Origin of the sequence: Hydrogenophaga sp. (assembly GCF_030656115.1) — a bacterium.
In the GTDB taxonomy this organism is placed as follows: domain Bacteria; phylum Pseudomonadota; class Gammaproteobacteria; order Burkholderiales; family Burkholderiaceae_C; genus Hydrogenophaga.
Map to the genome: position 1 here is coordinate 21,794 of NZ_JAUSOO010000005.1, position 23,390 is coordinate 45,183.

Genomic DNA, 23,390 nt, shown 5'->3' on the forward strand with positions numbered 1-23,390 from the left:
AACATGAATCAAAAAGTAGCGTACGTCACCGGCGGCATGGGCGGCATTGGTACCGCCATTTGCCAGCGTCTTCACACCGAAGGCTTCAAGGTGATTGCTGGTTGCGGTCCCACGCGCGATTTCACCAAATGGCTCGACGAACAAAAAGCCCTGGGCTACACCTTCTACGCATCGGTTGGCAACGTGGGTGACTGGGATTCCACCGTTGAAGCTTTCACCAAGACCAAGGCCGAGCACGGCAGCATCGACGTGTTGGTGAACAACGCCGGTATCACCAAAGACCGCATGTTCCTGAAGATGTCGCGCGACGACTGGGACGCTGTCATGAACACCAACCTGGACTCCATGTTCAACGTGACCAAACAGGTCGTGGCCGACATGGTGGAAAAGGGCTGGGGTCGCATCATCAACATCTCGTCGGTGAACGGCGAAAAAGGCCAGGCGGGTCAGACCAATTACTCGGCTGCCAAGGCCGGCATGCACGGTTTCTCGATGGCTCTGGCACAAGAGCTGGCCACCAAGGGCGTGACCGTCAACACCGTGAGCCCGGGTTACATCGGCACCGACATGGTCAACGCCATCCGTCCCGATGTGCTGGAAAAAATTGTGGCCACTGTGCCGGTGAAGCGTTTGGGCAAGCCGAGCGAAATCGCCTCCATCATCGCCTGGCTGGCGTCGGACGAAGGTGGCTACGCTACCGGCGCTGATTTTTCGGTCAACGGCGGTCTGCACATGGGGTGATGGTCCCTCCGAGCCATCCCCCAGGGTGGCGACATCAGCGGGCTGGCAAAGCCGGCTCAGCGATGTCCTGGGCTCAAGGCACTTCGTGCATCCACCCCGCTTCGGCGGGGTTTTTTGTGGCTGCAGGGATAATCGCCCGATGTCTTCAACCGTTTCTCCCTGGCGTCTGTCCGTTGCCCCCATGATGGGTTGGACCGACCGCCACTGTCGCTACTTTCACCGCTTGCTCACGCGTCACACCCTCCTTTACACCGAGATGGTGACCACCGGTGCGCTGATCCACGGCAATGCCGCACAGCACCTGAACTTCAACACCGAAGAGCATCCCGTGGCGCTCCAACTCGGTGGCAGCGATGCGGCCGACCTGGCTGCTTGCGCCAAACTGGGCCAGGACCGTGGCTACGATGAGATCAACCTCAATTGCGGCTGCCCGAGCGAGCGCGTGTTGCGCGGTGCCTTCGGCGCCTGCCTCATGGGCGAGGCCGCGCTGGTGCGCGACTGTGTCAAGGCCATGGTGGACGTGGTGGACATCCCGGTCACGGTCAAGCACCGCATTGGTATTGACAAGGTGGAGAGCTACGACTTTGTGCGCGACTTTGTGGGCACCGTGGCCGAAGGGGGCTGCCAGGTATTTCTGGTGCACGCGCGCAACGCCTGGCTGCAAGGCCTGTCGCCGAAAGAAAACCGCGAGATTCCACCGCTGCGCTACGAACTGGCCCACCGCCTCAAGCAGGACTTTCCGAACCTGACCATTGCCGTCAATGGCGGCATCACCACCCATGAGCAAATCGAGGCGCAACTGGCCCATCTGGACGGTGTGATGGTGGGGCGCGAGGCTTACCACAACCCCTGGCTCATGGTGGACTGGGACCTCCGTTTTTATGCCGACGGTACACGCCCGACGCCCACCCGCGAAGCGGTCGAGCTGGCCATGGTGGACTACATGGAGCGCGCCCACGCCGAAGACGGCGTGAACTGGTATTCCATCGCCAGCCACATGCTGGGCTTGCGCCACGGCCTGCACGGTGCGCGCAAGTGGCGCCAGGTGTGGAGTGATCACCACCTCAAACCCTTGCCCGCGCGCGAAGTCTGGGCCATGGCCCAGGCCCATGTCAGACCCGCTGGCGAAGAGCCACGACCCGAACCCCTTGTTTCACTCTTTTGAAAGTCCGTGCCATGAACCGTTTGCTGCTCTGCTCCACCACACTGGCGCTTAGCGTGTTGGCTTTGCCCGCCGTGGCCCAAAATGCCGTGCTTGATGCCGCAGCCCAGGAAGCGGGCGCGGTGGTCACGAAGTCGGGCTTGGTGTACCGCGCACTCAAGGAGGGCAGTGGTGCTTCACCCAGTGCGGCTGATACGGTGAAGGTGCACTACAAAGGTGCTTTTCCAGATGGCAAAGAGTTCGACAGTTCCTATTCGCGCGGAACACCGATTGAGTTCCCGCTTGGCCGCGTGATTCCGTGCTGGACCGAAGGCGTGCAGCGCATCAAAGTGGGCGGCCGAGCCAAGCTGACCTGCCCAAGCCAGATTGCCTACGGCGAACGCGGTGCGGGCCGCGTGATTCCACCCAACGCCACGCTGGTGTTTGAAGTGGAATTGTTGGGCATCAACGGCAAGTGATGCCGTTGCGCTGAGGCTTAAAAACCCACAGCGCGCAGGTCGATGCACCCGTTGGCCACGGGCGGGCACCAGAAGTAGGCGCCAGTTTGGGGTTCGGTGAAGGTGAAGAGGGCGTCTGTCATGCCGTCTTCGGCTCCCGACATGCGGCCCAGCAGTGCTTCGAACGCGTCGAACGAATGCCCGAAAGCGGTGAAGACCAGGCCGCCGACATTGCCTTCGGCCCAGGGCATGGAGCGGCGGAGCACAAACGCTTGCGGGTCAAAGCTTTCTTGGGCAGTGCGTTTCACGTGGGCTGAGTTGGGAGCGTCGTCCAGTTCTTCGTTGCTGTCTTTGTCGCGGCCAATGGTGTGGTCTTGCTGCAGGCGTGGCATGGCTTCAAAGCGGCTCATGTGGTGGTGCCAGCGCTGCACCGCTACAAAGCTGCTGCCGGCCAGCGGGCCCGCCGACTCGGGCACCAGCGCTGCGGCGTGGGCTTCGCCGCCTTGCGGGTTTTCGGTACCGTCTTCGTAGCCCGTCAGGTCTTTGCCGTTGTCGTGGTTGAACGCGTCCGTGATGTGCTGCACATCGAACGCAGGTGCCAGCAGAGTTTCCAGGTGGCGGCTGCGGATCAGCAGTTCACCCCGGTCGGCGCCGCGCAGCCAGATCCAGAGATCGGCCGGTGTGGCGGGCAGTTTGATCCGCGCACCATCAATGCCCTGAAAGCTCTTGAGACCAGGGATGCTGGCGCCGAGTTCGCGCACCAGCGACGCGCCCAAACCGATCACGGTGTGTTCACCATCGGCCTGGCTGGCCAGATGGCGCAGCACGGTTTGAGGTTCGGCCCCCACGCGCAACTGGCAGGTGAGATAGCGGGCCTGTGCGGGAATGTTGGCAAGAATGCCGGGTTGGGCTCGAGTGGACAAAGACATGGTCGGGCTGCTGAGTTGGGTTGGAGGCTGCAAGGCGCTGGGTTGATGCTGGCAAGTTCGGTTCCTGAATTTACCAGCCACGGGCCGTGCCAGCGCAAGCCCAGCCGTTCACACGCTCAGGCTGCGGCTTCCAGCCCGTTGCGGAAATGCTCGTGCATGCGCTGCTGCGTCAGGGTTGCATCTCGCGCCAGCAAAGCCGCCATGACCGCCCGGTGTTCGGCCAGCGATTCTTTGATTCGTCCACTCTTGAGCAGCGAGTTGTGGCGGTTGAGCTTCATGACCTTGCGCAGGTCGGCCACCATTTGTTCGCGCCAGCGGTTGTTGGCGATCTCCAGCAGGCGCATGTGGAAACGCTCGTTGATGGCGAAAAAACGGTCTCGGTCGGCGGTGGCGGCTTCCAGCTCGGCGTGCAGGGTTTGCAGCTCGGCGTGCTCCTCGTCGGTGCCACGCTGGGCCACCACGCCGGCCGCGTCCGACTCCAGCAGCGCCAGCAGGTGATAGACATCGGCCAGGTCTTTGTCGGACACCTCAGTCACATAGGCCCCACGGCGCACCTTCATGGTCACGAGCCCTTCGGCGGCCAGTACCTTGAGGGCTTCACGCAGGGGTGTGCGGCTGATGCCGTATTCCTCGGCTATCTTGAGCTCGTCGATCCAGCTGCCGGGCTCCAGCTCGCGGCTGAAGATGCGCTGGCGCAGCAACTCAGCAACTTCTTCGTACAGGGCGCGGGGTGCGAGGGACAGGGCAGACATGGGTGGTGTGACAGGGCTTTGTATAAGTCACCGATTGTAGTTCAGTAGGAATATTTTGCATCAATAATTATGAATGATATAAAATGCCGCCTGCTCCCGTTGCCACCGTTGACTTTTCCGTACCGACCAAACCACCGCCCGCCATGAGCCAGAACAAGCCTGAATTCACCCCCGCCACCCTGGAAGCCTGGACCAAGGCAGCCCAGAAGTCCGCTCCCGGCGGCGACGTGAGCGCCCTGAACTGGCTCACGCCCGACGGCATCAGCGTCAAGCCGCTGTACACCGCCGAAGACACGGCCAACCTGCCTTACACCAACACGCTGCCAGGCTTCGAGCCTTTCATCCGCGGCCCGCAGGCCACCATGTACGCGGTGCGCCCCTGGACCATTCGCCAATACGCCGGTTTCTCCACGGCCGAAGAGTCGAATGCCTTCTACCGCAAGGCCCTGGCCGCGGGCGGGCAGGGCGTGTCGGTCGCGTTCGATCTGGCCACGCACCGGGGCTACGACAGCGACCACCCTCGCGTGACCGGCGACGTGGGCAAAGCCGGGGTGGCGATTGACTCGGTGGAGGACATGAAGGTCCTGTTCGACCAGATCCCACTGGACAAGGTCAGCGTCTCCATGACCATGAACGGCGCCGTGCTGCCGGTGCTGGCCGGCTACGTGGTGGCCGCTGAAGAGCAGGGCGTGAGCCAGGACAAACTGTCCGGAACGATTCAGAACGACATTCTGAAAGAGTTCATGGTGCGCAACACCTACATCTACCCGCCCGAGCCGTCGATGAAGATCATCGGCGACATCATCGAGTACACGGCCCAGCACATGCCGAAGTTCAACTCGATCTCGATCTCGGGTTACCACATGCAGGAAGCCGGCGCCAACCAGGCGCTGGAGTTGGCCTTCACCCTGGCCGACGGCAAGGAATACGTGAAGACCGCCATTGCCAAGGGCATGGACGTGGATGGGTTCGCCGGGCGCCTGAGCTTCTTCTGGGCCATCGGCATGAACTTCTACCTGGAGATCGCCAAGATGCGCGCGGCCCGTCTGCTGTGGACGCGCATCATGAAGGGCTTCGACGCCAAGAACCCGAAGAGCCTGATGCTGCGCACACACTGCCAGACCTCCGGCTGGTCGCTCACCGAGCAGGACCCGTACAACAACGTGGTGCGCACCGCCATCGAAGCCATGGCCGCGGTGTTCGGCGGCACGCAGTCGTTGCACACCAACAGCTTTGACGAAGCCATCGCGCTGCCCACCGAGTTCAGCGCCCGCATCGCGCGCAACACCCAGCTCATCATCCAGGAAGAGACCCACATCACCAACGTGGTCGACCCCTGGGCCGGCAGCTACATGATGGAGTCGCTCACGCAGGAGATGGCCGACAAGGCCTGGGCCATCATCGAAGAGGTCGAAGCCATGGGTGGCATGACCAAGGCCGTGGACAGTGGCTGGGCCAAGCTGAAGATCGAAGCGGCCGCGGCGGAGAAGCAGGCGCGCATCGACAGTGGCAAAGACGTGATCGTCGGCGTCAACAAGTACAAGCTCAAGACCGAAGACGCCATCGAAGCGCGCGACATCGACAACGTAGCGGTGCGCGACGGGCAGATCGCTCGGCTGAAGCAGATCAAGGCCAGCCGCGACACGGCCAAGGTCGAGGCTGCGCTGGATGCGCTGACCGCCGCCGCCGAGTCCGGCCAGGGCAACCTGCTGGATCTGTGCATCCAGGCCATGCGCTTGCGCGCCACCGTGGGCGAGGTGAGCGATGCGCTGGAAAAGGTTTTTGGGCGCCACCGCGCCGATACCCAAAAGGTGACCGGTGTGTACGCTGCTGCCTACGATTCCGCCGAGGGCTGGGATGCCCTCAAGACCGAAATCAACACATTTGCCGAAGCGCAAGGCCGCCGCCCGCGCGTGATGATCAGCAAGCTCGGCCAGGACGGCCACGACCGCGGCGCCAAGGTGGTGGCCACGGCCTTTGCCGACCTGGGCTTCGACGTGGACATGGGCCCGCTGTTCCAGACGCCCGAAGAATGCGCCCGCCAGGCGATTGAAAACGACGTGCACGCGGTCGGTGTGAGCACGCTGGCGGCAGGTCACAAGACCCTGGTGCCTGCCATCATTGCCGAGTTGAAGAAGCAGGGCGCCGACGACATCATCGTGTTCGTCGGCGGTGTGATCCCGCGCCAAGACTACGAGATGCTGTACGAGGCCGGCGTGAAGGGCATTTACGGCCCGGGCACGCCGATTCCGGCCAGCGCCAAGGACGTGCTGGAGCAGATCAAGAAGGCCTTGGGGCAGGCTTGAAGCTCCATGACCGCTGATCGCTCTGAGCCCGTTGAAGGGTTCGCTCAACCCCGGCAAGTGGTTGAGGCACCGCTGCTGGAGCGGGTGTTGCACGGCACCCCCACCGTGCAGCGCCGCGCCATGGCCAAGGCCATCACCTTGCTCGAATCCACCCGCGTCGACCACCGTGCGCAGGGTGACGAGCTGCTCACTGCCTTGTTGCCGCACACGGGCCAGTCGTTCCGGCTGGGTATCAGCGGTGTGCCGGGCGTGGGCAAAAGCACATTCATTGAAGCCCTGGGCCTGTACCTCATTGGTCTGGGCCACCGCGTGGCGGTGCTCACCATCGACCCGTCTTCCACCGTTTCGGGTGGTTCCATTCTGGGCGACAAAACCCGCATGGAACACCTGAGCGTGCACGAAAAAGCCTATATCCGTCCCAGCCCGAGCAGCGGCACACTGGGCGGTGTGGCGGAAAAAACGCGCGAGGCCATGCTGGTGTGCGAGGCGGCTGGTTACGACATCGTGATGGTGGAAACCGTGGGCGTGGGCCAGAGCGAGACGGCGGTGGCCAACATGACCGACATGTTTGTGCTGCTGCAACTGCCCAACGCGGGCGACGACCTGCAGGCCATCAAGAAGGGTGTGATGGAGCTGGCCGACCTGGTGGTCATCAACAAGGCCGACATCGACCCCGACGCCGCCACCCGGGCGCGTGCGCAAATCACGTCCAGCCTGCGCTTGCTGGGGCTGCATGGTCGCTCAGAGCATGCCCACCACGACGAAGGCATTTGGCACCCGCAGGTGATTGAAATCAGTGCCCTGCACAACCGGGGTGTGGACAGTTTCTGGCGCGAGGTGACTCACTACCAGACGCTGCAAACCGCCAATGGCCGCCTGGCGGTGCGCCGCCAGCAACAGGCGTCTGCGTGGATGTGGGAGCGCATTGACGCGGGCCTGAAACAACGCTTTCGCGAGCATCCGCAGATCCGCGCGCGGCTCAATGACACCACCCGACGCGTGTTGGCGGGCGAATTGCCTGCATCCACCGCAGCGCGCCAGCTGCTCGAATGGTTTGACTGAGCTGTTTGATTCAACTGTTTGACCGAACCCGAACCGATTTTTCTGGAGACCCCATGCAAGAGATCCTTCAACAACTTGAGAAAAAGCGCGCCGCTGCCCGCCTGGGCGGCGGACAAAAGCGCATTGACGCGCAACATGCCAAAGGCAAACTCACGGCGCGTGAGCGCTTGGAGGTTTTGCTGGACGAAGGCAGCTTTGAAGAGTGGGACATGTTCGTTGAACACCGTTGCACCGACTTCGGCATGCAAGACAACAAGATCCCCAGCGACGGCGTGGTCACCGGCTACGGCATGATCAACGGCCGCCTGGTGTTTGTGTTCAGCCAGGACTTCACGGTGTTTGGCGGCGCACTCTCAGAAGCCCACGCCGAGAAAATCTGCAAGATCATGGACCAGGCCATGAAGGTCGGCGCGCCGGTGATCGGCCTGAACGACTCGGGCGGTGCCCGCATCCAGGAAGGTGTGGCTTCGCTCGGCGGTTATGCCGAGGTGTTCCAGCGCAACGTGATGGCCAGTGGCGTGGTGCCCCAGATCAGCATGATCATGGGGCCGTCGGCCGGTGGCGCGGTGTACTCGCCGGCCATGACCGACTTCATCTTCATGGTGAAAGATTCGAGCTACATGTTCGTCACCGGCCCCGAGGTGGTGAAGACGGTGACGCACGAAGAAGTGACCGCCGAAGAACTGGGCGGTGCCGTCACGCACACCACCAAGAGTGGCGTGGCCGATCTGGCGTTTGAGAACGATGTGGAAGCGCTGCTGATGCTGCGCCGCCTCTACAACTACCTGCCGCTGTCCAACCGCGAAAAAGCCCCGGTACGCCCCAGCGGTGACCCGATCGACCGCCTGGAAATGAGCCTGGACACCCTGGTGCCCGAGAACCCGAACAAGCCCTACGACATGAAGGAGCTGATCGTCAAAACGGTGGACGATGGCGACTTCTTTGAGTTGCAACCTGAATATGCCAAAAACATCCTGATCGGCTTTGCCCGCATGGACGGCCAGACCGTCGGCATTGTGGCCAACCAGCCGCTGGTGCTGGCCGGTTGCCTGGACATCAAGTCCAGCATCAAGGCCGCGCGCTTCGTGCGTTTCTGTGATGCCTTCAACATTCCGGTCATCACGTTCGTGGACGTGCCCGGCTTCATGCCTGGTACCTCGCAAGAGTACGGCGGCATCATCAAACATGGCGCCAAGCTGCTCTACGCCTACGCCGAATGCACCGTGCCAAAAATCACCGTGATCACCCGCAAGGCCTACGGCGGTGCTTACGACGTGATGGCTTCCAAGCACCTGCGGGGTGACGTGAACTTTGCCTGGCCCAATGCCGAAATTGCCGTGATGGGCGCCAAGGGCGCGGTGGAAATCATCTTCCGCGAAGACAAGGGCGATCCGGAAAAACTGGCCGCCAAAGAAGCCGAATACAAGGCGCGCTTTGCCAACCCCTTCGTGGCCGCCAACCGCGGTTACATCGACGACGTGATCATGCCGCACAACACCCGCAAGCGCATTTGTCGCAGCCTGGTGATGTTGAAGGACAAGAAGATTGAGAACCCGTGGCGCAAGCACGGGAACATTCCACTCTGATCACGAAAGAGAAGCAGAAAAATGTTTACCAAAATCCTGATCGCCAACCGTGGCGAAATCGCCTGCCGCGTGATCGCCACCGCCAAAAAAATGGGCATCGCCACCGTGGCGGTGTATTCCGAGGCCGACAAGGAAGCGCGCCATGTTCAGCTCGCCGACGAGGCTGTGCTGATCGGTCCGGCCGCGTCGCGCGAGTCCTACCTCGTCGCCGACAAGATCATTGCTGCCGCCAAAGCCACCGGTGCACAGGCCATTCACCCCGGCTATGGTTTTCTGAGCGAAAACGAGGCCTTTGCCAAGCGCTGCGAAGACGAAGGCATTGCCTTCATCGGCCCGCGCCACTTCTCCATCGCGGCCATGGGCGACAAGATCGCCTCGAAGAAGCTGGCGCTGGAAGCCAAGGTCAACACCATCCCGGGCTGGAACGACGCCATTGAAACCGCCGAGCGCGCGGTCGAGATCGCCAAGGACATCGGTTACCCCGTCATGATCAAGGCGTCGGCCGGCGGCGGCGGCAAGGGCCTTCGCGTGGCCTTCAACGACAAGGAAGCGTTTGAGGGCTTCACCAGCTGCCGCAACGAAGCACGCAACAGCTTTGGCGACGACCGCGTGTTCATCGAGAAATACGTGCTGGAACCGCGCCATATCGAGATCCAGGTGCTGGGTGATTCGCACGGCAACGTGATTTACCTGAACGAGCGCGAGTGTTCCATTCAGCGCCGCCACCAGAAGGTGATCGAAGAGGCGCCGTCGCCTTTTATTTCCGACGCCACGCGCAAGGCCATGGGAGAGCAGGCTGTCGCGCTGGCCAAAGCCGTGAAGTACCAGAGCGCCGGCACAGTCGAATTTGTGGTCGGCAAGGACCAGGACTTCTACTTTCTGGAAATGAACACCCGCCTGCAGGTGGAGCACCCGGTCACGGAGTGCATCACCGGGCTGGATTTGGTGGAGCTGATGATCCGCGTGGCCGCTGGCGAGCAGTTGCCCATTACCCAAGACCAGGTGCAGCGCAACGGCTGGGCCATCGAGTGCCGCATCAACGCCGAAGACCCGTTCCGCAACTTCCTGCCCAGCACCGGGCGCCTGGTGCGTTTTGCGCCACCGGCCCAGACCATGCACCAGTCCAACACCGAGGCGCTCTACGGCGTGCGGGTGGACACGGGCGTGGTCGATGGCGGCGAAATTCCGATGTACTACGACTCGATGATCGCCAAGCTCATCGTGCACGGCAAAGACCGCAACGAGGCCATTGCCAAGATGCGCGAAGCGCTGAACGGTTTCGTCATTCGCGGCATCAGCAGCAACATCCCCTTCCAGGCCGCGCTGCTGGCGCATCCCAAGTTTGTGTCGGGTGACTTCAACACCGGCTTCATTGCCGAGCAGTACAGCCAGGGCTTCCGGGCCGAAGACGTGCCGCACGACGACGCCGATTTTCTGGTGGCGCTGGCAGCCTTTGTGCGCCGCAAGTCGCGCGAACGTGCGGCCGGCCTGACCGGTCAGTTGCCCGGCTACGGCGTCAAGGTGGGCCACGATTTCAGTGCGATCACGTTGGGCACTGGCGGCAAGAACCGCTACACGCAGGTGCATGTGGACGAGGTGCTGGGCCAGATCGGCTCTGCTGTGGTCACCGTTGAAGGCCAGCGTTTTGAGATCAGCAGCCCCTCGCGACTGAACGACATCTGCATCACCGGTGTGTGCAACGGCCAGCCGTTCACCGCACAGGTGGAACGCGGTACGCTGCGCAACCCGCTGGCGCTGGTGGTGCAGCACAACGGCACCCGCATTGAGACCATGGTGGTGTCGCGCCGCATGGCCGAGTTGCATCAACTCATGCCTTTCAAGGCACCACCCGACATGAGCAAATACGTGCTCTCGCCCATGCCCGGCCTGCTGGTCGATGTGGCGGTGCAGGTGGGCCAGAAGGTGCAGGCTGGTGAGCGCGTGGCCGTGATTGAGGCCATGAAGATGGAAAACGTGCTGTTTGCCAGTGCCGACGGCGTGGTCGCCAAGGTGTTGGCAGCCAAGGGCGAGTCACTCACGGTGGATCAGCCGATTGTGGAGTTCGAGAAATGAAAGGCACCCCAAGACCGTTCAAGGTGCTGGGCGTGCAGCAAATCGCCATTGGCGGGCCCGACAAGCTGCGTCTGCAAACGCTTTGGGTGGACATGCTGGGTTTGGAAAAAACCGGTACCTTCCAAAGCGAGCGCGAAAACGTGGACGAGGACATCTGCGCCATCGGCAGCGGCCCATTCAAGGTCGAGGTGGACCTGATGCAGCCCATGGACCCGGACAAAAAACCGGCGGTGCATGCCACGCCGCTGAACCACATCGGCTTGTGGATCGACGACTTGCCTGTTGCTGTTGAATGGCTCATGGCGCAAGGCGTGCGCTTTGCTCCAGGCGGCATTCGCAAAGGCGCTGCGGGTTTTGACATCACGTTTATGCACCCCAAAGCGAATGAGGAATTTCCGATCGCCGGCGAGGGCGTGTTGATCGAACTGGTGCAGGCACCGCCCGAGGTGGTGGATGCTTTTGCCAGCCTGGTTGGGTAGCCTGTCTGAGCGACTTCACCTTCATCTCCACTAAAAAACCCTGCCGGTGCTTATGCCGCAGGGTTTTTTTGCGTACCTTCGCAGCTGCGCTCCGGTTACGTGGGTTGTTCCGGGTTTGCCGCCGCTTCGCGTCGGGCTCGGGCACGCGCCAGGGCCGCTTCGATCACCGAGCGTTTTTTGTTCAGTGTGGTGGGGTCGGTGTGCAGCGAATGTGCGGCCAGATCGGCCAGTTTCATTTTGGCCTTGGCCTCCAGCCGCTGTTCGTGCTCCACGCTCTCTCGGGCGGTGCGCTGTTGCCGTTGCCGGTAGCGTTCGCGGGCTTGTTGGGCTTGTGTGTCTGTCCAGGCTTGCCAGCCGGTGCGTTCGCCGCTGACCACCTCCAACGCAATGCAGTCCACCGGGCAAACCGGCAAACACAGTTCACAACCGGTGCAATGCGGTTCGATGACGGTGTGCATGCGTTTGTTGCTGCCCACAATGGCATCGGTGGGGCAGGCTTTGATGCACAGCGTGCAGCCAATGCACCAGTTTTCGTCGATCACGGCCACGGTCAGCGGCCCTTCAATACCGTGTGAGGTGTTGAGCGGGGTGATGGGCTGGCCTGTGATGGCCGCCAGGCGCGCAATCCCTTCAGCACCGCCCGGCGGGCATTGGTTGATGTCGGCTTGTTGGCTGGCAATGGCCTGGGCGTAGCGGGCGCAATCGGGATAGCCGCAACGTGTGCACTGTGTTTGCGGCAAGACGGCGTCAATGCGCCGGGCAAGGTCGTTCATGCCGGGGAATATACCCGGGGTCGGGTTCATCCCCGGCAACCCGGGTGGATCAGACGATCGGTGCCTGATCGGACTTGGCTGCTGCTGCAGAGGGCGCCACCGGTTCGGCAGCCACCACCGCCGGGCTGTTGCTTGCCACGGGGGCCGTGGCCGGGGCTTCTGTTTTGGCCACGGTGGTGGCTGCCACCGGTGCAGCCGAAGACTGGGCAGCAACTGCAACCGTTGTCACCGCCTTGGCGACCGGTGCTTTTGCAGTGGTCTTTTTGGCTGCGGCGGTTTTGACAGGCGTGGTTACCTGGGCAGGTTTGGTTTTGGCTGGCGCGGCTTTCACCGGTGCCACCGTGGCAGATACCTCGACTGCCGCCGCAGGAATGGCTTTGGGCTTGGCGGCTCCTTGGGCCGTTGGGTTTGCACCCGGCTGGTGAGCCAAAATGAAGGCCTTGACCAGCGGGTGCACCATTTCGCGCCAGCGACGACCACTGAAAATGCCATAGTGGCCCGCGCCAGCCGCTTCGTAGTGCATCTTCTGCTTCGGGGTGATGCCGGTGCACAGGTCGTGCGCAGCCGCTGTCTGACCCGAGCCAGAAATATCGTCCAATTCGCCTTCAATCGTCAGCAAGGCGGTGTGGGTGATGTCTTGCGGCTTGACCCGCTCCACCTTGCCTTTGGGATTTTTCACATCCCAGGTGCCGTTGACCAGTTTGAAGTCCTGGAACACGGTGTCGATCGTTTCCAGGTAGTAATCAGCATCCATGTCGAGTACAGCGTTGTACTCGTCATAAAACTTGCGGTGGCTCTCGGCGCTGGAGTCGTCGCCCTTGATCAGATCTTTAAAGTAATCGTAGTGGCTGTCGGCGTGGCGGTTCGGGTTCATGGCAATGAACCCGGTGTGCTGCAGGAAGCCGGGGTACACACGGCGCCCAGCGCCCGGGAAACTCTCCGGTACACGGTAAATCACGTTGTTTTCGAACCAGCTGTGGCTGCGCTGCACGGCCAAGTGGTTGACGGCGGTGGGCGACTTGCGCGCGTCAATGGGGCCACCCATCATGGTCATGGTCAGCGGTGTGGTTTCGCCACGGCTCGCCATCAGCGACACGGCAGCCAACACCGGCACGGTGGGCTGGCACACGCTCATGACATGGCAATTGCCGTACTTGGATTGCAGGTGGCGAATAAATTCCTGAACATAGTTGACGTAGTCGTCGAGGTGGAACTCACCTTCTGACAACGGCACCAAACGGGCATTTTTCCAATCTGTGATGTAGACCTTGTGGTCTTTGAGCATGGTGCGCACGGTGTCGCGCAGCAGCGTGGCGTAGTGGCCCGAGAGCGGCGCCACGATCAACACCGCTGGTTGGCCCTTGAGTTTGCTCAACGTGTCAGCGTCGTCGGAGAATCGTTTGAAGCGGCGCAGTTCGCAGAATGGCTTGTCCATTTCGATGCGTTCGTGGATCGCGACGTCCACACCGTCCACATCCACCGTGGGGATGCCAAACACGGGTTTTTCGTAGTCTTTGCCCAGCCTGTGCATCAGGTCGTAGGCGGCCGATACGCGTTGGGCCAAGGGGAACTGACCCAGAGGCAGTCCTGGGTTGCTGAACATTTTGGCTGCAACCTCGGCCAGGTCAGAGAACGGCTCCATGATGGAGCGCTGGGTTTCGTAAATCTGGTAGAGCATGGGTGTGGAAAAACAGTTATGTTGCAGTGCAATATAACAGCATGGCGTGCTTTTTGTGACGGTGAAAACACCTAAATTCCCGGCCTGGTTGTCACCTTTGTGAAAGAATTCAACCGGAGTTTTTCTAGAAAAACGGTGTTCTCATGGGCTGGTATTGCGACCCACAACCCCTCACGCCGCGCCGGTACCCGCAGCAGCAGCTGCGCGCAACTTGTCTTTTTTGCTGGGCCGTTTGCCCTTGATGCCGCCGTTGTCTGGCCCCACCGGGTTGCGCGGTACGGCCACTTCGACGGGTTCAAACCCCGCAATCTGTTCGCGCGGCAGGCTCAGGCCTTGGCGTTTTTCGATCAGGTTCCAGTGCGCTTCGGTGTCGGCGCTCACGAAACTCACGGCCAGGCCGCTTTCGCCCGCGCGACCGGTGCGGCCGATGCGGTGCACATAGTCCACCGCTGAGCGGGGCAGGTCAAAGTTCACCACCACTGGCAGCTGCGCAATGTCGATGCCGCGCGCGGTCAGGTCGGTGGTCACCACCACGTCCCAGCGTTTTTGCTTGAACTCGTCCAGCGCCTGCTTGCGCGCGCCTTGGCTCAAGCCACCGTGAAACGAGGTGGCGTACAGATCGCCGTGGTGCAGTTTGGTGGCCAGCCGGTCGGCCGCATATTGCGTGGCCACAAACACCAGCACCCGCTCCCAGCCGTTGTCTTTGATGAGCTTGCGCAGCAGCTGGGTGCGCCGGCCGGCGTCTACCTGGATCACCCGCTGCAGCACCACGGCGTCGGCCACCGGAGCAGAGGGAATGTCGATGTGCTCGGGCGTTTGTAGCAAGCCACCAGCCAGCGCCTGTACGTTGGGCGGGAACGTGGCTGAGAAAAACAGCGTGTGCCGTTGCGCCGGCAGCAGTGCGAGTACGCGGGTGAGTTCTTCGGCAAAGCCCAGGTCGAGCAACCGGTCGGCCTCATCCAGCACCAACATGTCCACCGCAGACAGCCGCAGGGCGTTGTGATCCACAAGGTCGAGCAGGCGCCCTGGCGTGGCCACCACCACGTCGGCCCCGCCGCGCAGTGCCATCATTTGCGGGTTGATGGACACACCACCAAACAGCACCGCCACCTTGGGCCGCTCGGTCAGGTGCTGGGCCAGGCTGCGCAGCACTTCGCCCACCTGGGCGGCCAGCTCGCGCGTGGGCACCAGCACCAGCGCACGCACGCGCCGGGGCGTGTGCAGCGGCGCGCCTTGCAGGCGCTGCAGCAGCGGCAGCACATAGGCAGCGGTTTTGCCCGATCCGGTCTGGGCCGTGGCCAGCACGTCTTTGCCTTGCAGCACGGCCGGAATGGCAGCCTGCTGGATGGGTGTGGGGGCTGTGAAACCGAGTTCGGCAGCGGCTTGGGCGAGGGCGGGAACGAGCCCGAGAGCAGTAAATGGCATGGTGCGGTGTTTCTTTGCAGTTTAACGGGGCGGGCTGCGGTGGCGCTGCGGCACAAGGCGCTACGATCGGCGCCCATGAAAAACAAGCTTTCCAGTGGTGGACTGGTGTATTCCACGGAAGCCGGACGCATGTGCCCGGCCTGCCGCCAGCCGGTGGCCCAGTGTGTGTGCGGCCAGCGCAGTGCTGTGCCGGCTGGCGACGGCGTGGTGCGCGTGTCGCGCGAAACCAAGGGACGCGGCGGCAAAGCGGTCACGCTGGTGAAAGGGCTGGCGCTGGACGCCGCCGGGCTCACCGCCCTGGGCAAGCAGCTCAAGGCGGCCTGCGGCACCGGCGGCACAGTGAAAGACGGCGTGATCGAAATACAAGGCGATCACATCGACCGGATCATGGCGGCGCTGAAAGCCCAGGGCCATATGGTGAAACGCGCTGGCGGCTGAGCGCCTGTCAAAACCAGTCCGCCCACCACAGCCGCAGCCGCATGCCCAGCTCGGTGGTGTAACCCACGGTGGCGCCGCGCAGCTGGCCTTGGCCGTCCACTACCACAAACGCGGGCACCGCCTTGAAGCCCAGCGCGCGGGCCATCTCGCCGCGCGGGTCCACGGCGGTGGGCCAAGGCAGCTGGCGCTGTGCCAGCACACGGGCCACGGCATCGGCCTGACCCGACTGCATGGCCACGGTCAGCACCCGCCCGCCTGGCACCAGGCGGCTGATGCTGTGCTCTTCGGTGCGGCAAATGGGGCACCAGTCGGCCCACACGTGCAGCGCCACGGGCTGGCCCGGGTGCTGCGCGCGCCAGGCGCTCAGCGTGGTGGGGGTGCGGCTGCCGTCGGGCGCGATCAGGGTGAATGCCAGCTCGGGCACCGGGCCCGCGGGCACGCCGCGTGTTTGCCACGCTTGCACGCCCAGAAACACCGCCAGCACCAAGGCCAGGGTGCCCAGGTGGCTGCGCCATTCGCGGCGCAGGTGGCTGGCGATGCGGCCCATCAACGCAGCACTTCCAGCAGGCGGTCCAGACCGCCTTCGTTGATGGCGACCATGGCCTGGGCGCGCACCGCCGGCTTGGCGTGGTACGCCACCGAAAGCCCGGCCTCGCCCATCATGGGCAGGTCGTTGGCGCCGTCGCCCATGGCAATGGCCTGCTGGGGGCTGATGCCCAGCAACGCGCAGGTTTCCAGCAGCATCTTGCGTTTTTCCTTGCCGTCGCAAATGTCGCCCCAGGGCTGGTCCACCATGCGTCCGGTGAGCTGGCCGCAGTTGGGGCCGCTCTCAATTTCCAGCACGTTGGAGCGCGTGTGGTCGATGCCCAGGCGGTCGCGCACGTGGTCGGTGAAGTAGGTGAACCCGCCCGACACCAACAATACCTTGAGGCCCGCCGCCTTGCAGGCTTTCACCAGCGCTTCGGCGCCGGGGTTGAGCTGCAGGCGCTGCGTCAATACCTGTTCCATGTCGGCCACGGTCACGCCGCGCAGCAGCGCCACACGCCGGCGCAGGCTGTCTTTGTAGTCGGTGATTTCGCCGCGCATGGCGGCTTCCGTGATGGCTGCGACCTCGGGCTTGCGGCCTGCGGCATCCGCAATTTCGTCCACACACTCGATGTTGATGAGCGTGGAGTCCATGTCAAACGCGATGAGCTTGAAGTCGCTCAGGTTCAGCGGCGGCGTGAAGCCTTGCAGGGTCAGGCCGGGGGCGAATTCGGTGGGTGTGCTCATAGGTGGGGTGGCGCTCAGGCCATTTCAGGTTTTTTGATGGGTTGGCCCAGGCTGCGCAGCACATCGCGCACCAGTTGCACGCGGTCTTTCACCTCGGGCAGGGCGCGCTCGATACGCAGCTTTTCGTTGCCGGCCAGCTTGATGTGGCGGTTTTTCTGGATCAGCTCGATGATGCGCATCGGCTCCACCGGCGGGTTGGCTTTGAAGGTGATGTTCGTCACGCCGGGCGCTGCGTCCACCTTGACCACGCCGTAGGGCGCGCTCAGCACGCGCAGGCGGTGCACGTCGATCAGCGTTTGCGCCTGCTGGGGCAGTTTGCCGAAACGGTCCACAATTTCCTCCAGCAGCGCATCCACCTGGTCGGCGGTTTTGGCGGTGGCCAGCTTTTTGTAAAAGCTCAGGCGCAGATGCACATCGCCGCAGTAGTCGCTGGGCAGCAGGGCAGGGGCGTGCAGGTTGATGTCGGTGGTGACGGAGAGCGGGCTCAGCAGGTCGGGCTCGCGTCCGGCTTTGAGCGACGCCACGGCTTCGTTGAGCATTTCGTTGTAGAGCTGAAAACCCACCTCCAACATGTTGCCGCTCTGGTTTTCGCCCAGCACCTCGCCGGCACCCCGAATCTCCAGGTCGTGCATGGCCAAATAGAAGCCGCTGCCCAGTTCTTCCATTTGTTGAATGGCATCGAGCCGTTGGGCGGCCTGCTTGGTGAGGCCTTCAATGTCCGGCACCATGAGGTAGGCGTAGGCTTGGTGGTGGCTGCGGCCCACGCGCCCGCGCAATTGGTGCAACTGCGCCAGACCAAACTTGTCGGCCCTGCTCATCACGATGGTGTTGGCGGTGGGCACGTCGATGCCGGTTTCAATGATGGTGGAGCACAGCAACACATTGAAGCGCTGGGCCACAAAGTCGCGCATCACATGCTCCAGGTCCCGCTCGGGCATCTGGCCGTGCGCGATGGCGATGCGCGCTTCCGGCAAAATTTCTTCCAGCTTCTGCTTGCGGTTCTCGATCGTGTCCACCTCGTTGTGCAGGAAGTACACCTGCCCGCCGCGCTTGAGTTCGCGCAGCACCGCTTCGCGGATGACGCCGTTGTTCTCGCTGCGCACAAAGGTCTTGATGGCCAGGCGGCGCTGCGGCGCGGTGGCAATCACCGACAGGTCGCGCAGGCCTTCGAGTGCCATGCCCAGGGTGCGCGGAATGGGTGTGGCGGTCAGCGTGAGCACGTCCACCTCGGCGCGCAGGGCTTTCATCTGCTCTTTGTGGCGCACGCCAAAGCGGTGCTCTTCGTCGATGATGAGCAGGCCCAGGTTGTGGAACTTGGTGGATTCGCTCAGCAGTTTGTGTGTGCCCACGACAATGTCCACCGTGCCGTCGGCAATGCCCTTGATGGCGGCGGTGATCTCCTTACCCGAACGAAAGCGCGACACCTCGGCGATCTTGACGGGCCACTTGGCAAAGCGGTCCACCAGCGTCTGGTAGTGCTGCTCTGCCAGCAGCGTGGTGGGGGCCAAAAAGGCCACCTGGCGCCCGCCGGTCACCGCCACAAACGCAGCACGCAGCGCCACCTCGGTCTTGCCGAAACCGACGTCGCCACACACCAGCCGATCCATGGGGCGCGGGCTGATCATGTCCTGGATGACGGCGTGGATGGCGCCGCGCTGGTCAGCGGTTTCTTCAAAGCCGAAGTCGTTGGCAAAAATTTCGTAGTCTTGTGCCGAGAAACGGAATGCATGGCCCTGGCGGGCAGCGCGGCGGGCGTAGATGTTGAGCAGTTCGGCGGCGGCGTCGCGCACCTGTTCAGCCGCTTTGCGCTTGGCCTTGTCCCACTGGCCGCTGCCCAGGCGGTGCAGCGGCGCTTCGTCGGCGCTCACGCCGGTGTAGCGGCCGATCAGCTGCAGCTGGCTCACCGGCACGTACAGCACCGCCTTGTCGGCGTATTCCAGGTGCAAAAACTCCATCAGCGCGGGCGAGCCGTCCGGGTTTTTCTCGCCCATGTCCATCTCGACCAGGCCCCGGTAGCGGCCAATGCCGTGCGCGTTGTGCACCACCGGGTCGCCCACGTTGAGCTCGCTCAGGTCTTTGATCAGCGCGTCCACATCGCTGACCTGCTCCTGCTTCTTGCGCCGGCGCGTGGTCGGGCCAGCGGCAAACAGCTCGGTTTCGGTGACGAAGTCGATGCCGTCTTCGATGGACGAGAAGCCCACTGTCAGCGCGGCGGTGGCGATGCCCAACTTTTCGTCACTGGCCCTGAATTCGGCCAGCGAATCAAAAGCGGGTGGACTGACGCCACTGGCGCGCAAAAAGTCCAGCAGGCTCTCGCGCCGGCCATCGCTCTCGGCCAACAGCAGCACGCGGTGCGCGGTGTTGCGGATGTGGGTTTGCAGCCGCGAGAGCGGGTCTTCGGCACCGCGCAGCACCGAGAGGTCGCCCAGCGTTTGCGCAAAGGCGTTGTCGGCCACGTCGGCCAGCGCCTTACCAGCGCCGGGCCGCCCCAAGCTGGTGGGCGCCCCCTCGGGGGGCTGCGAACCTCGCGCAGCGGGGAGCGTGGGGGCATGGCTCCTGATGGCAAGTTGCGCGTGTGCGTTGGCTTGGGTGTAGAAGCCTTCGGCTGTGAGAAACAAACTCTCGGGCGGCAAGGCGGGCCGTTCGGGATCGGTTTTGACGAGGCGGTAGCGCTCTTGTGTGTCTTGCCAGAATCGCTGGAAGGCCGGCTCCAGGTCGCCGTGCAGCACCACGGTGGCTGCTTCACCCAAGTAGTCGAACACCGTGGCCGTGTCTTCAAAAAACAGCGGCAGGTAGTACTCGATGCCGGCGGTGGCCACGCAGTTGCCCATGTCTTTGTAGATGCGGCTTTTGGTCGGGTCGCCGTCCAGCAGTTCGCGCCAGCGGCTGCGAAATTTGGCGCGCGCCGCGTCGTCCATCGGGAATTCGCGTCCGGGCAGCAGCCGCACCTCGGGCACCGGGTACAGGCTGCGCTGGCTGTCGGGGTCACAGGTGCGGATGCTGTCGATCTCGTCGTCAAACAGGTCCACCCGGTAGGGCACCAGCGAGCCCATCGGGAACAGATCGATCAGCCCGCCGCGCACGGCGTATTCGCCCGGGCTCACCACCTGCGTCACATGCTGGTAGCCCGCCAGCGTGAGCTGGCCTTTGAGTTTGGCCTCGTCCAGCTTTTGCTTGACCTTGAAGTGAAACGTGTAGCCCGCCAGAAAAGACGGTGGCGCCAGCCGGTACAGCGCGGTGGTGGCGGGCACCAGCACCACGTCGGCACCGGTGTCCTTGTCGTGCTGCTGGATGCGCCACAGCGTGGCCAGGCGCTCGGAAATCAGGTCCTGGTGTGGCGAGAAGCTGTCGTAGGGCAGGGTTTCCCAGTCGGGGAACAGGGCGCAGCGCAAACCGGGCGCAAAAAAAGCCATTTCTTCCATCAGGCGCTGCGCATCGGTGGCGTCGGCGGTGACGATGGCGGTGAGTCGCCCGGCCGCTTTGTCGCGCATGGCGATTTGTGCCAGCAACAAGGCGTCGGCCGAGCCGCTGGGGCGTGGCAGGGTGAAGCGCTTGCCGGGGTTGAGTTTGGGCAGGTCCATAAGGGGCTCGGTGGCGGGGCCAGACATGACAAACACCCCCAGCCAGCCAAGGCAGGGGGTGAAGAGACCTTGATTTTAGAATGCACGCACTGCCATGACCGATACCAGCACCCAATCCCCTCCAACACCCGTGCCCCGCTGCTTTGCCTTGCTGCCCTGTGCAGGCACCGGTTCGCGTGCTGGCACCGCCTCGCCCAAGCAATACCAACCGCTGGCGGGCCTGCCGCTGGTGCGCCACACGCTGGCTGCCTTGCAGGCGGTGGACCGCATTGAGCGCTGTCTGGTCGTGGTGGCGGCAGGGGACCTGTTTTTGAGCTTGGACCATGACCGCATTGAGCTGGCCGATTGCGGTGGAGCCACCCGGGCAGAGAGCGTGTTCAATGGCTTGCAGGCCCTGCTGGCGCAGGGCGCGGCGCCCCACGACTGGGTGTTGGTGCACGACGCTGCGCGCTGCCTGGTGACGCCGCAACAGGTCAACGCCTTGCTTGACGCCTGCTGGCACGACCCGGTGGGTGGCCTGCTGGCGCTCAAGCTGCCCGACACGCTGAAGGTGGAGGCGGATGGCCGCGTGGCTGCCACGGTGGACCGGTCCGACAAGTGGCTGGCCCAGACGCCGCAAATGTTCCGCTTGGGCGCCCTGCATGCAGCGCTGGCCGCCACGCAAGCCCAAGGCTTTGCAGGGGTGACCGACGAGGCCAGCGCCATGGAAATGGCCGGTCAACACCCCCGGCTGGTGCCCGGCAGCGCCCAAAATTTCAAAGTTACCTACCCGGAAGACTTTGCCCTGGCCGAGGCCATTTTGAAAAGCCGCCCATGAACGCTTCTGTATTTCCTTTTCGCATCGGTGAGGGCTGGGACGTGCACGCCCTGGTGCCTGGGCGCCCGCTCATCATCGGCGGCGTGCGCGTGCCGCACAGCATGGGTTTGCTCGGCCATTCCGATGCCGACGTGCTGCTGCACGCCGTCACCGATGCGCTGCTGGGTGCCGCTGCGCTGGGCGACATTGGCCGCCACTTCCCCGATACCGACGAACGCTTCAAGGGGGCAGATTCGTCGGTGCTGCTCGCTGAGGCTGGCCGCCGCGTGCGCGAAGCAGGGTTTGACATTGGCAACGTGGACAGCACCGTGATCGCGCAAGCCCCCAAGCTGGCGCCACACATCGGTGCCATGTGCGACAACATGGCGCGCACGCTGGGCGTGGCGCGGGGACAGGTGAATGTGAAGGCGAAAACCGCTGAAAAATTGGGGCCAGTGGGGCAGGGTCTGTCGATCGAAGCCCGCGCAGTGGTGCTGTTGGTGGCCAGGCAACGCTGATCGACTCGCTGATTCAGCCGGGCGCTTTGACCAGTTTGATGTGGGCGGCCAGTCCACCCGTGCTGCTGTTGGCCAGTGCGAACCGCCCGCCCATGCGGGCGATGGCTCGGTCCACAATAGCCAGTCCTAGGCCAGTGCCAGTGGCCGAACTGCGTGACACGTCGCCCCGGAAAAAGGGCTGCGTCAATTTTTCCAGTACCTCGGGCGCAACGCCCTGACCATGGTCGCGCAGCTTGACGAGCACGCAATCGTCTTTTGCCTTGGCGGCAATTTCTATTTTGGTTATGCCAGTTTCTGGATTTTTGCCGTAGCGCTGCGCGTTTTCCAATAGGTTGGAAAACACGCGCTGCAACTCAACGGCATCGCCCAGAACGATGGTGTTGGACGGTATGTTGACGTTGATCCGTGTATTGGGATCCGACCCCATGGCAAACACCGCTGCGTTCACCACTTGGCTAAGGCTGACCTCTTGAGGTTGCTGGTGACCGGGCCGCGCATAGTCCAGAAATTTGTCAATGATGGCGTTGACCTGTTCGATGTCGGCCGCCATGTGTTCGCGTGCTTGCGGATCGGCAACACTCAACTCTGTTTCCAACCGCAGGCGTGCCAGCGGTGTGCGCAGATCGTGTGAAATACCCGCCAGCATCATGGCGCGGTCCTGCTCGATTTTGTTCAGCCGCTGGGCCATGCGGTTGAAGCCGATGTTCACCTCACGTATTTCGCTGGTGGCCACCGCCTCGTTGAGCTGGCTGGCGCTGAAGTCGCCTTCGCGAACGCGGCTGGCTGCAAATGACAGCTTTTTCAGCGGGTGGTTGAGCAGCCGAGCGATCAGGGCTGCCCCTGCGAGCGACAGAAGCGCAGCCGTTCCAAGCCAGATCAGCCAAGTGGTGCCTGCCACCGGGCCAATGCGCGAGGGATCGGTCAGCAGCCAATACGGGTCGCCGTCGATTGTGAAGCCGATCCACAGGCCCGTGACACCATTCACTTGACGCGCCACCACCGTGTCGCTGCCCAGCCGCATTTGCAGCCGCGCGCTCACGTTGCGGCTGAGTGAGTCTAGGTTGTACAGGTGGTAGGTGTCGTTGGGTTCACGCGGTGCGATCCGCAAGTCTTCCACGTCGGCCAGGGTTTTGATAAGCGAGACGCGGGCAATCGCGTCGGAGTGGACCAGTGCGGCGCGGCTTAGGTTGACCAATGAAGCCAATTGCTGGGCGCTTTGCAGCGCACGCGGCTCGTATTCCAGTGCACGAAACGTCTGAAGCCAGGCAACGGTACAGCCCACCAGCAACAAAGCCAGAAAGAAAAAAGTGCGCCAAAAAAGGCTCAGTCCCCGCTGCGGTCGAATCTCCAGAGGCGCGGGAGCCGTTTCCAGCGCCATCGGC

Annotated in this window: 20 protein-coding genes; 11 read left to right on the plus strand and 9 right to left on the minus strand. The window is 63.1% G+C overall.

Features of this window, described 5'->3' with window-relative positions; translation table 11 throughout:
• Positions 1-3: 3 nt before the first annotated feature.
• From phbB to Q7J58_RS00360, 3 genes are all read left to right on the plus strand, one after another.
• Entirely contained in the window at positions 4-741 is a 738-nt protein-coding gene (gene phbB, locus Q7J58_RS00350) for an acetoacetyl-CoA reductase (RefSeq protein ID WP_304821779.1), read from the plus strand.
• A gap of 139 nt (positions 742-880) precedes the next feature.
• The gene (gene dusA / locus Q7J58_RS00355; RefSeq protein WP_304821782.1) at positions 881-1,906 is read left to right on the plus strand and encodes a tRNA dihydrouridine(20/20a) synthase DusA; all 1,026 of its coding nucleotides are present in this window, start codon (positions 881-883) and stop codon (positions 1,904-1,906) included.
• An 11-nt stretch (positions 1,907-1,917) separates the two neighbouring features.
• Positions 1,918-2,361 carry an FKBP-type peptidyl-prolyl cis-trans isomerase gene (locus Q7J58_RS00360; protein ID WP_304821785.1) on the plus strand — a complete coding sequence of 148 codons (444 nt, stop codon included), beginning with the start codon at positions 1,918-1,920 and terminating at the stop codon, positions 2,359-2,361.
• 17 nt (positions 2,362-2,378) lie between these two features.
• Here Q7J58_RS00360 and Q7J58_RS00365 read toward each other — a convergent pair whose 3' ends face one another.
• Both Q7J58_RS00365 and Q7J58_RS00370 read right to left on the minus strand, forming a co-directional pair.
• Positions 2,379-3,269, minus strand: coding sequence for a Dyp-type peroxidase (locus tag Q7J58_RS00365; RefSeq protein ID WP_304821788.1), 891 nt, complete (start codon positions 3,267-3,269; stop codon positions 2,379-2,381).
• A 116-nt stretch (positions 3,270-3,385) separates the two neighbouring features.
• Positions 3,386-4,021 (minus strand): GntR family transcriptional regulator, encoded by a 636-nt coding sequence (locus tag Q7J58_RS00370; RefSeq protein WP_304821791.1) that lies wholly within the window; start codon positions 4,019-4,021, stop codon positions 3,386-3,388.
• A gap of 143 nt (positions 4,022-4,164) precedes the next feature.
• Between Q7J58_RS00370 and scpA the strand changes: the two genes are divergently transcribed.
• Genes scpA through Q7J58_RS00395 form a run of 5 tightly spaced genes read left to right on the plus strand, consistent with a single transcriptional unit; the run spans position 4,165 to position 11,527 of the window.
• Positions 4,165-6,327, plus strand: a complete 2,163-nt coding sequence (gene scpA / locus Q7J58_RS00375) for a methylmalonyl-CoA mutase (RefSeq protein WP_304821794.1) — start codon at positions 4,165-4,167, stop codon at positions 6,325-6,327.
• A 6-nt stretch (positions 6,328-6,333) separates the two neighbouring features.
• Complete coding sequence (gene meaB / locus Q7J58_RS00380; RefSeq protein ID WP_304821796.1) at positions 6,334-7,389, plus strand: methylmalonyl Co-A mutase-associated GTPase MeaB; 1,056 nt, start codon at positions 6,334-6,336, stop codon at positions 7,387-7,389.
• Positions 7,390-7,442: 53 nt separating this feature from the next.
• Entirely contained in the window at positions 7,443-8,975 is a 1,533-nt protein-coding gene (locus Q7J58_RS00385) for an acyl-CoA carboxylase subunit beta (protein WP_304821798.1), read from the plus strand.
• Positions 8,976-8,996: 21 nt separating this feature from the next.
• The gene (locus tag Q7J58_RS00390; RefSeq protein WP_304821802.1) at positions 8,997-11,048 is read left to right on the plus strand and encodes an acetyl/propionyl/methylcrotonyl-CoA carboxylase subunit alpha; all 2,052 of its coding nucleotides are present in this window, start codon (positions 8,997-8,999) and stop codon (positions 11,046-11,048) included.
• Positions 11,045-11,527, plus strand: coding sequence for a VOC family protein (locus tag Q7J58_RS00395; RefSeq protein ID WP_304821805.1), 483 nt, complete (start codon positions 11,045-11,047; stop codon positions 11,525-11,527). Before Q7J58_RS00390 ends, Q7J58_RS00395 begins: the two co-directional genes overlap by 4 nt.
• Positions 11,528-11,622: 95 nt before the next feature.
• Here Q7J58_RS00395 and rsxB read toward each other — a convergent pair whose 3' ends face one another.
• The 3 genes from rsxB to Q7J58_RS00410 form a co-directional block, all read right to left on the minus strand.
• Positions 11,623-12,300, minus strand: a complete 678-nt coding sequence (rsxB, locus tag Q7J58_RS00400; protein ID WP_304821808.1) for an electron transport complex subunit RsxB — start codon at positions 12,298-12,300, stop codon at positions 11,623-11,625.
• Between the two features lie 49 nt (positions 12,301-12,349).
• Positions 12,350-13,978, minus strand: a complete 1,629-nt coding sequence (phaZ, locus tag Q7J58_RS00405; RefSeq protein ID WP_304821811.1) for a polyhydroxyalkanoate depolymerase — start codon at positions 13,976-13,978, stop codon at positions 12,350-12,352.
• Between the two features lie 171 nt (positions 13,979-14,149).
• Positions 14,150-15,403: a DEAD/DEAH box helicase gene (locus Q7J58_RS00410; protein ID WP_304821814.1), complete on the minus strand. Its 1,254-nt coding sequence runs from the start codon at positions 15,401-15,403 to the stop codon at positions 14,150-14,152.
• A 75-nt stretch (positions 15,404-15,478) separates the two neighbouring features.
• On the opposite strand from Q7J58_RS00410, the gene Q7J58_RS00415 reads away from it, so the two are divergent.
• Positions 15,479-15,841 (plus strand): translation initiation factor Sui1, encoded by a 363-nt coding sequence (locus Q7J58_RS00415; RefSeq protein ID WP_304821817.1) that lies wholly within the window; start codon positions 15,479-15,481, stop codon positions 15,839-15,841.
• 7 nt (positions 15,842-15,848) lie between these two features.
• On the opposite strand, the gene Q7J58_RS00420 is transcribed toward Q7J58_RS00415, so the two are convergent.
• From Q7J58_RS00420 to mfd, 3 genes are read right to left on the minus strand one after another with little or no spacing between them, the layout of a single operon-like run.
• A complete protein-coding gene (locus Q7J58_RS00420; RefSeq protein WP_304821820.1) occupies positions 15,849-16,388 on the minus strand; it encodes a redoxin domain-containing protein in 540 nt (179 codons plus the stop codon).
• Positions 16,388-17,113 (minus strand): phosphoserine phosphatase SerB, encoded by a 726-nt coding sequence (gene serB, locus Q7J58_RS00425; RefSeq protein ID WP_304821823.1) that lies wholly within the window; start codon positions 17,111-17,113, stop codon positions 16,388-16,390. The genes Q7J58_RS00420 and serB overlap by 1 nt, the downstream gene beginning before the upstream one ends.
• A 14-nt stretch (positions 17,114-17,127) precedes the next feature.
• A complete protein-coding gene (mfd, locus tag Q7J58_RS00430) occupies positions 17,128-20,694 on the minus strand; it encodes a transcription-repair coupling factor (protein ID WP_304821826.1) in 3,567 nt (1,188 codons plus the stop codon).
• A gap of 94 nt (positions 20,695-20,788) precedes the next feature.
• Between mfd and ispD the strand changes: the two genes are divergently transcribed.
• On the plus strand, positions 20,789-21,511 hold the full coding sequence (ispD, locus tag Q7J58_RS00435; protein WP_304821828.1) for a 2-C-methyl-D-erythritol 4-phosphate cytidylyltransferase: 723 nt from the start codon (positions 20,789-20,791) through the stop codon (positions 21,509-21,511).
• Complete coding sequence (gene ispF / locus Q7J58_RS00440; protein WP_304821831.1) at positions 21,508-22,008, plus strand: 2-C-methyl-D-erythritol 2,4-cyclodiphosphate synthase; 501 nt, start codon at positions 21,508-21,510, stop codon at positions 22,006-22,008. Before ispD ends, ispF begins: the two co-directional genes overlap by 4 nt.
• Before the next feature lie 13 nt (positions 22,009-22,021).
• Here ispF and Q7J58_RS00445 read toward each other — a convergent pair whose 3' ends face one another.
• A complete protein-coding gene (locus tag Q7J58_RS00445; RefSeq protein ID WP_304821939.1) occupies positions 22,022-23,386 on the minus strand; it encodes a sensor histidine kinase in 1,365 nt (454 codons plus the stop codon).
• Between the last annotated feature and the right edge of the window lie 4 nt (positions 23,387-23,390).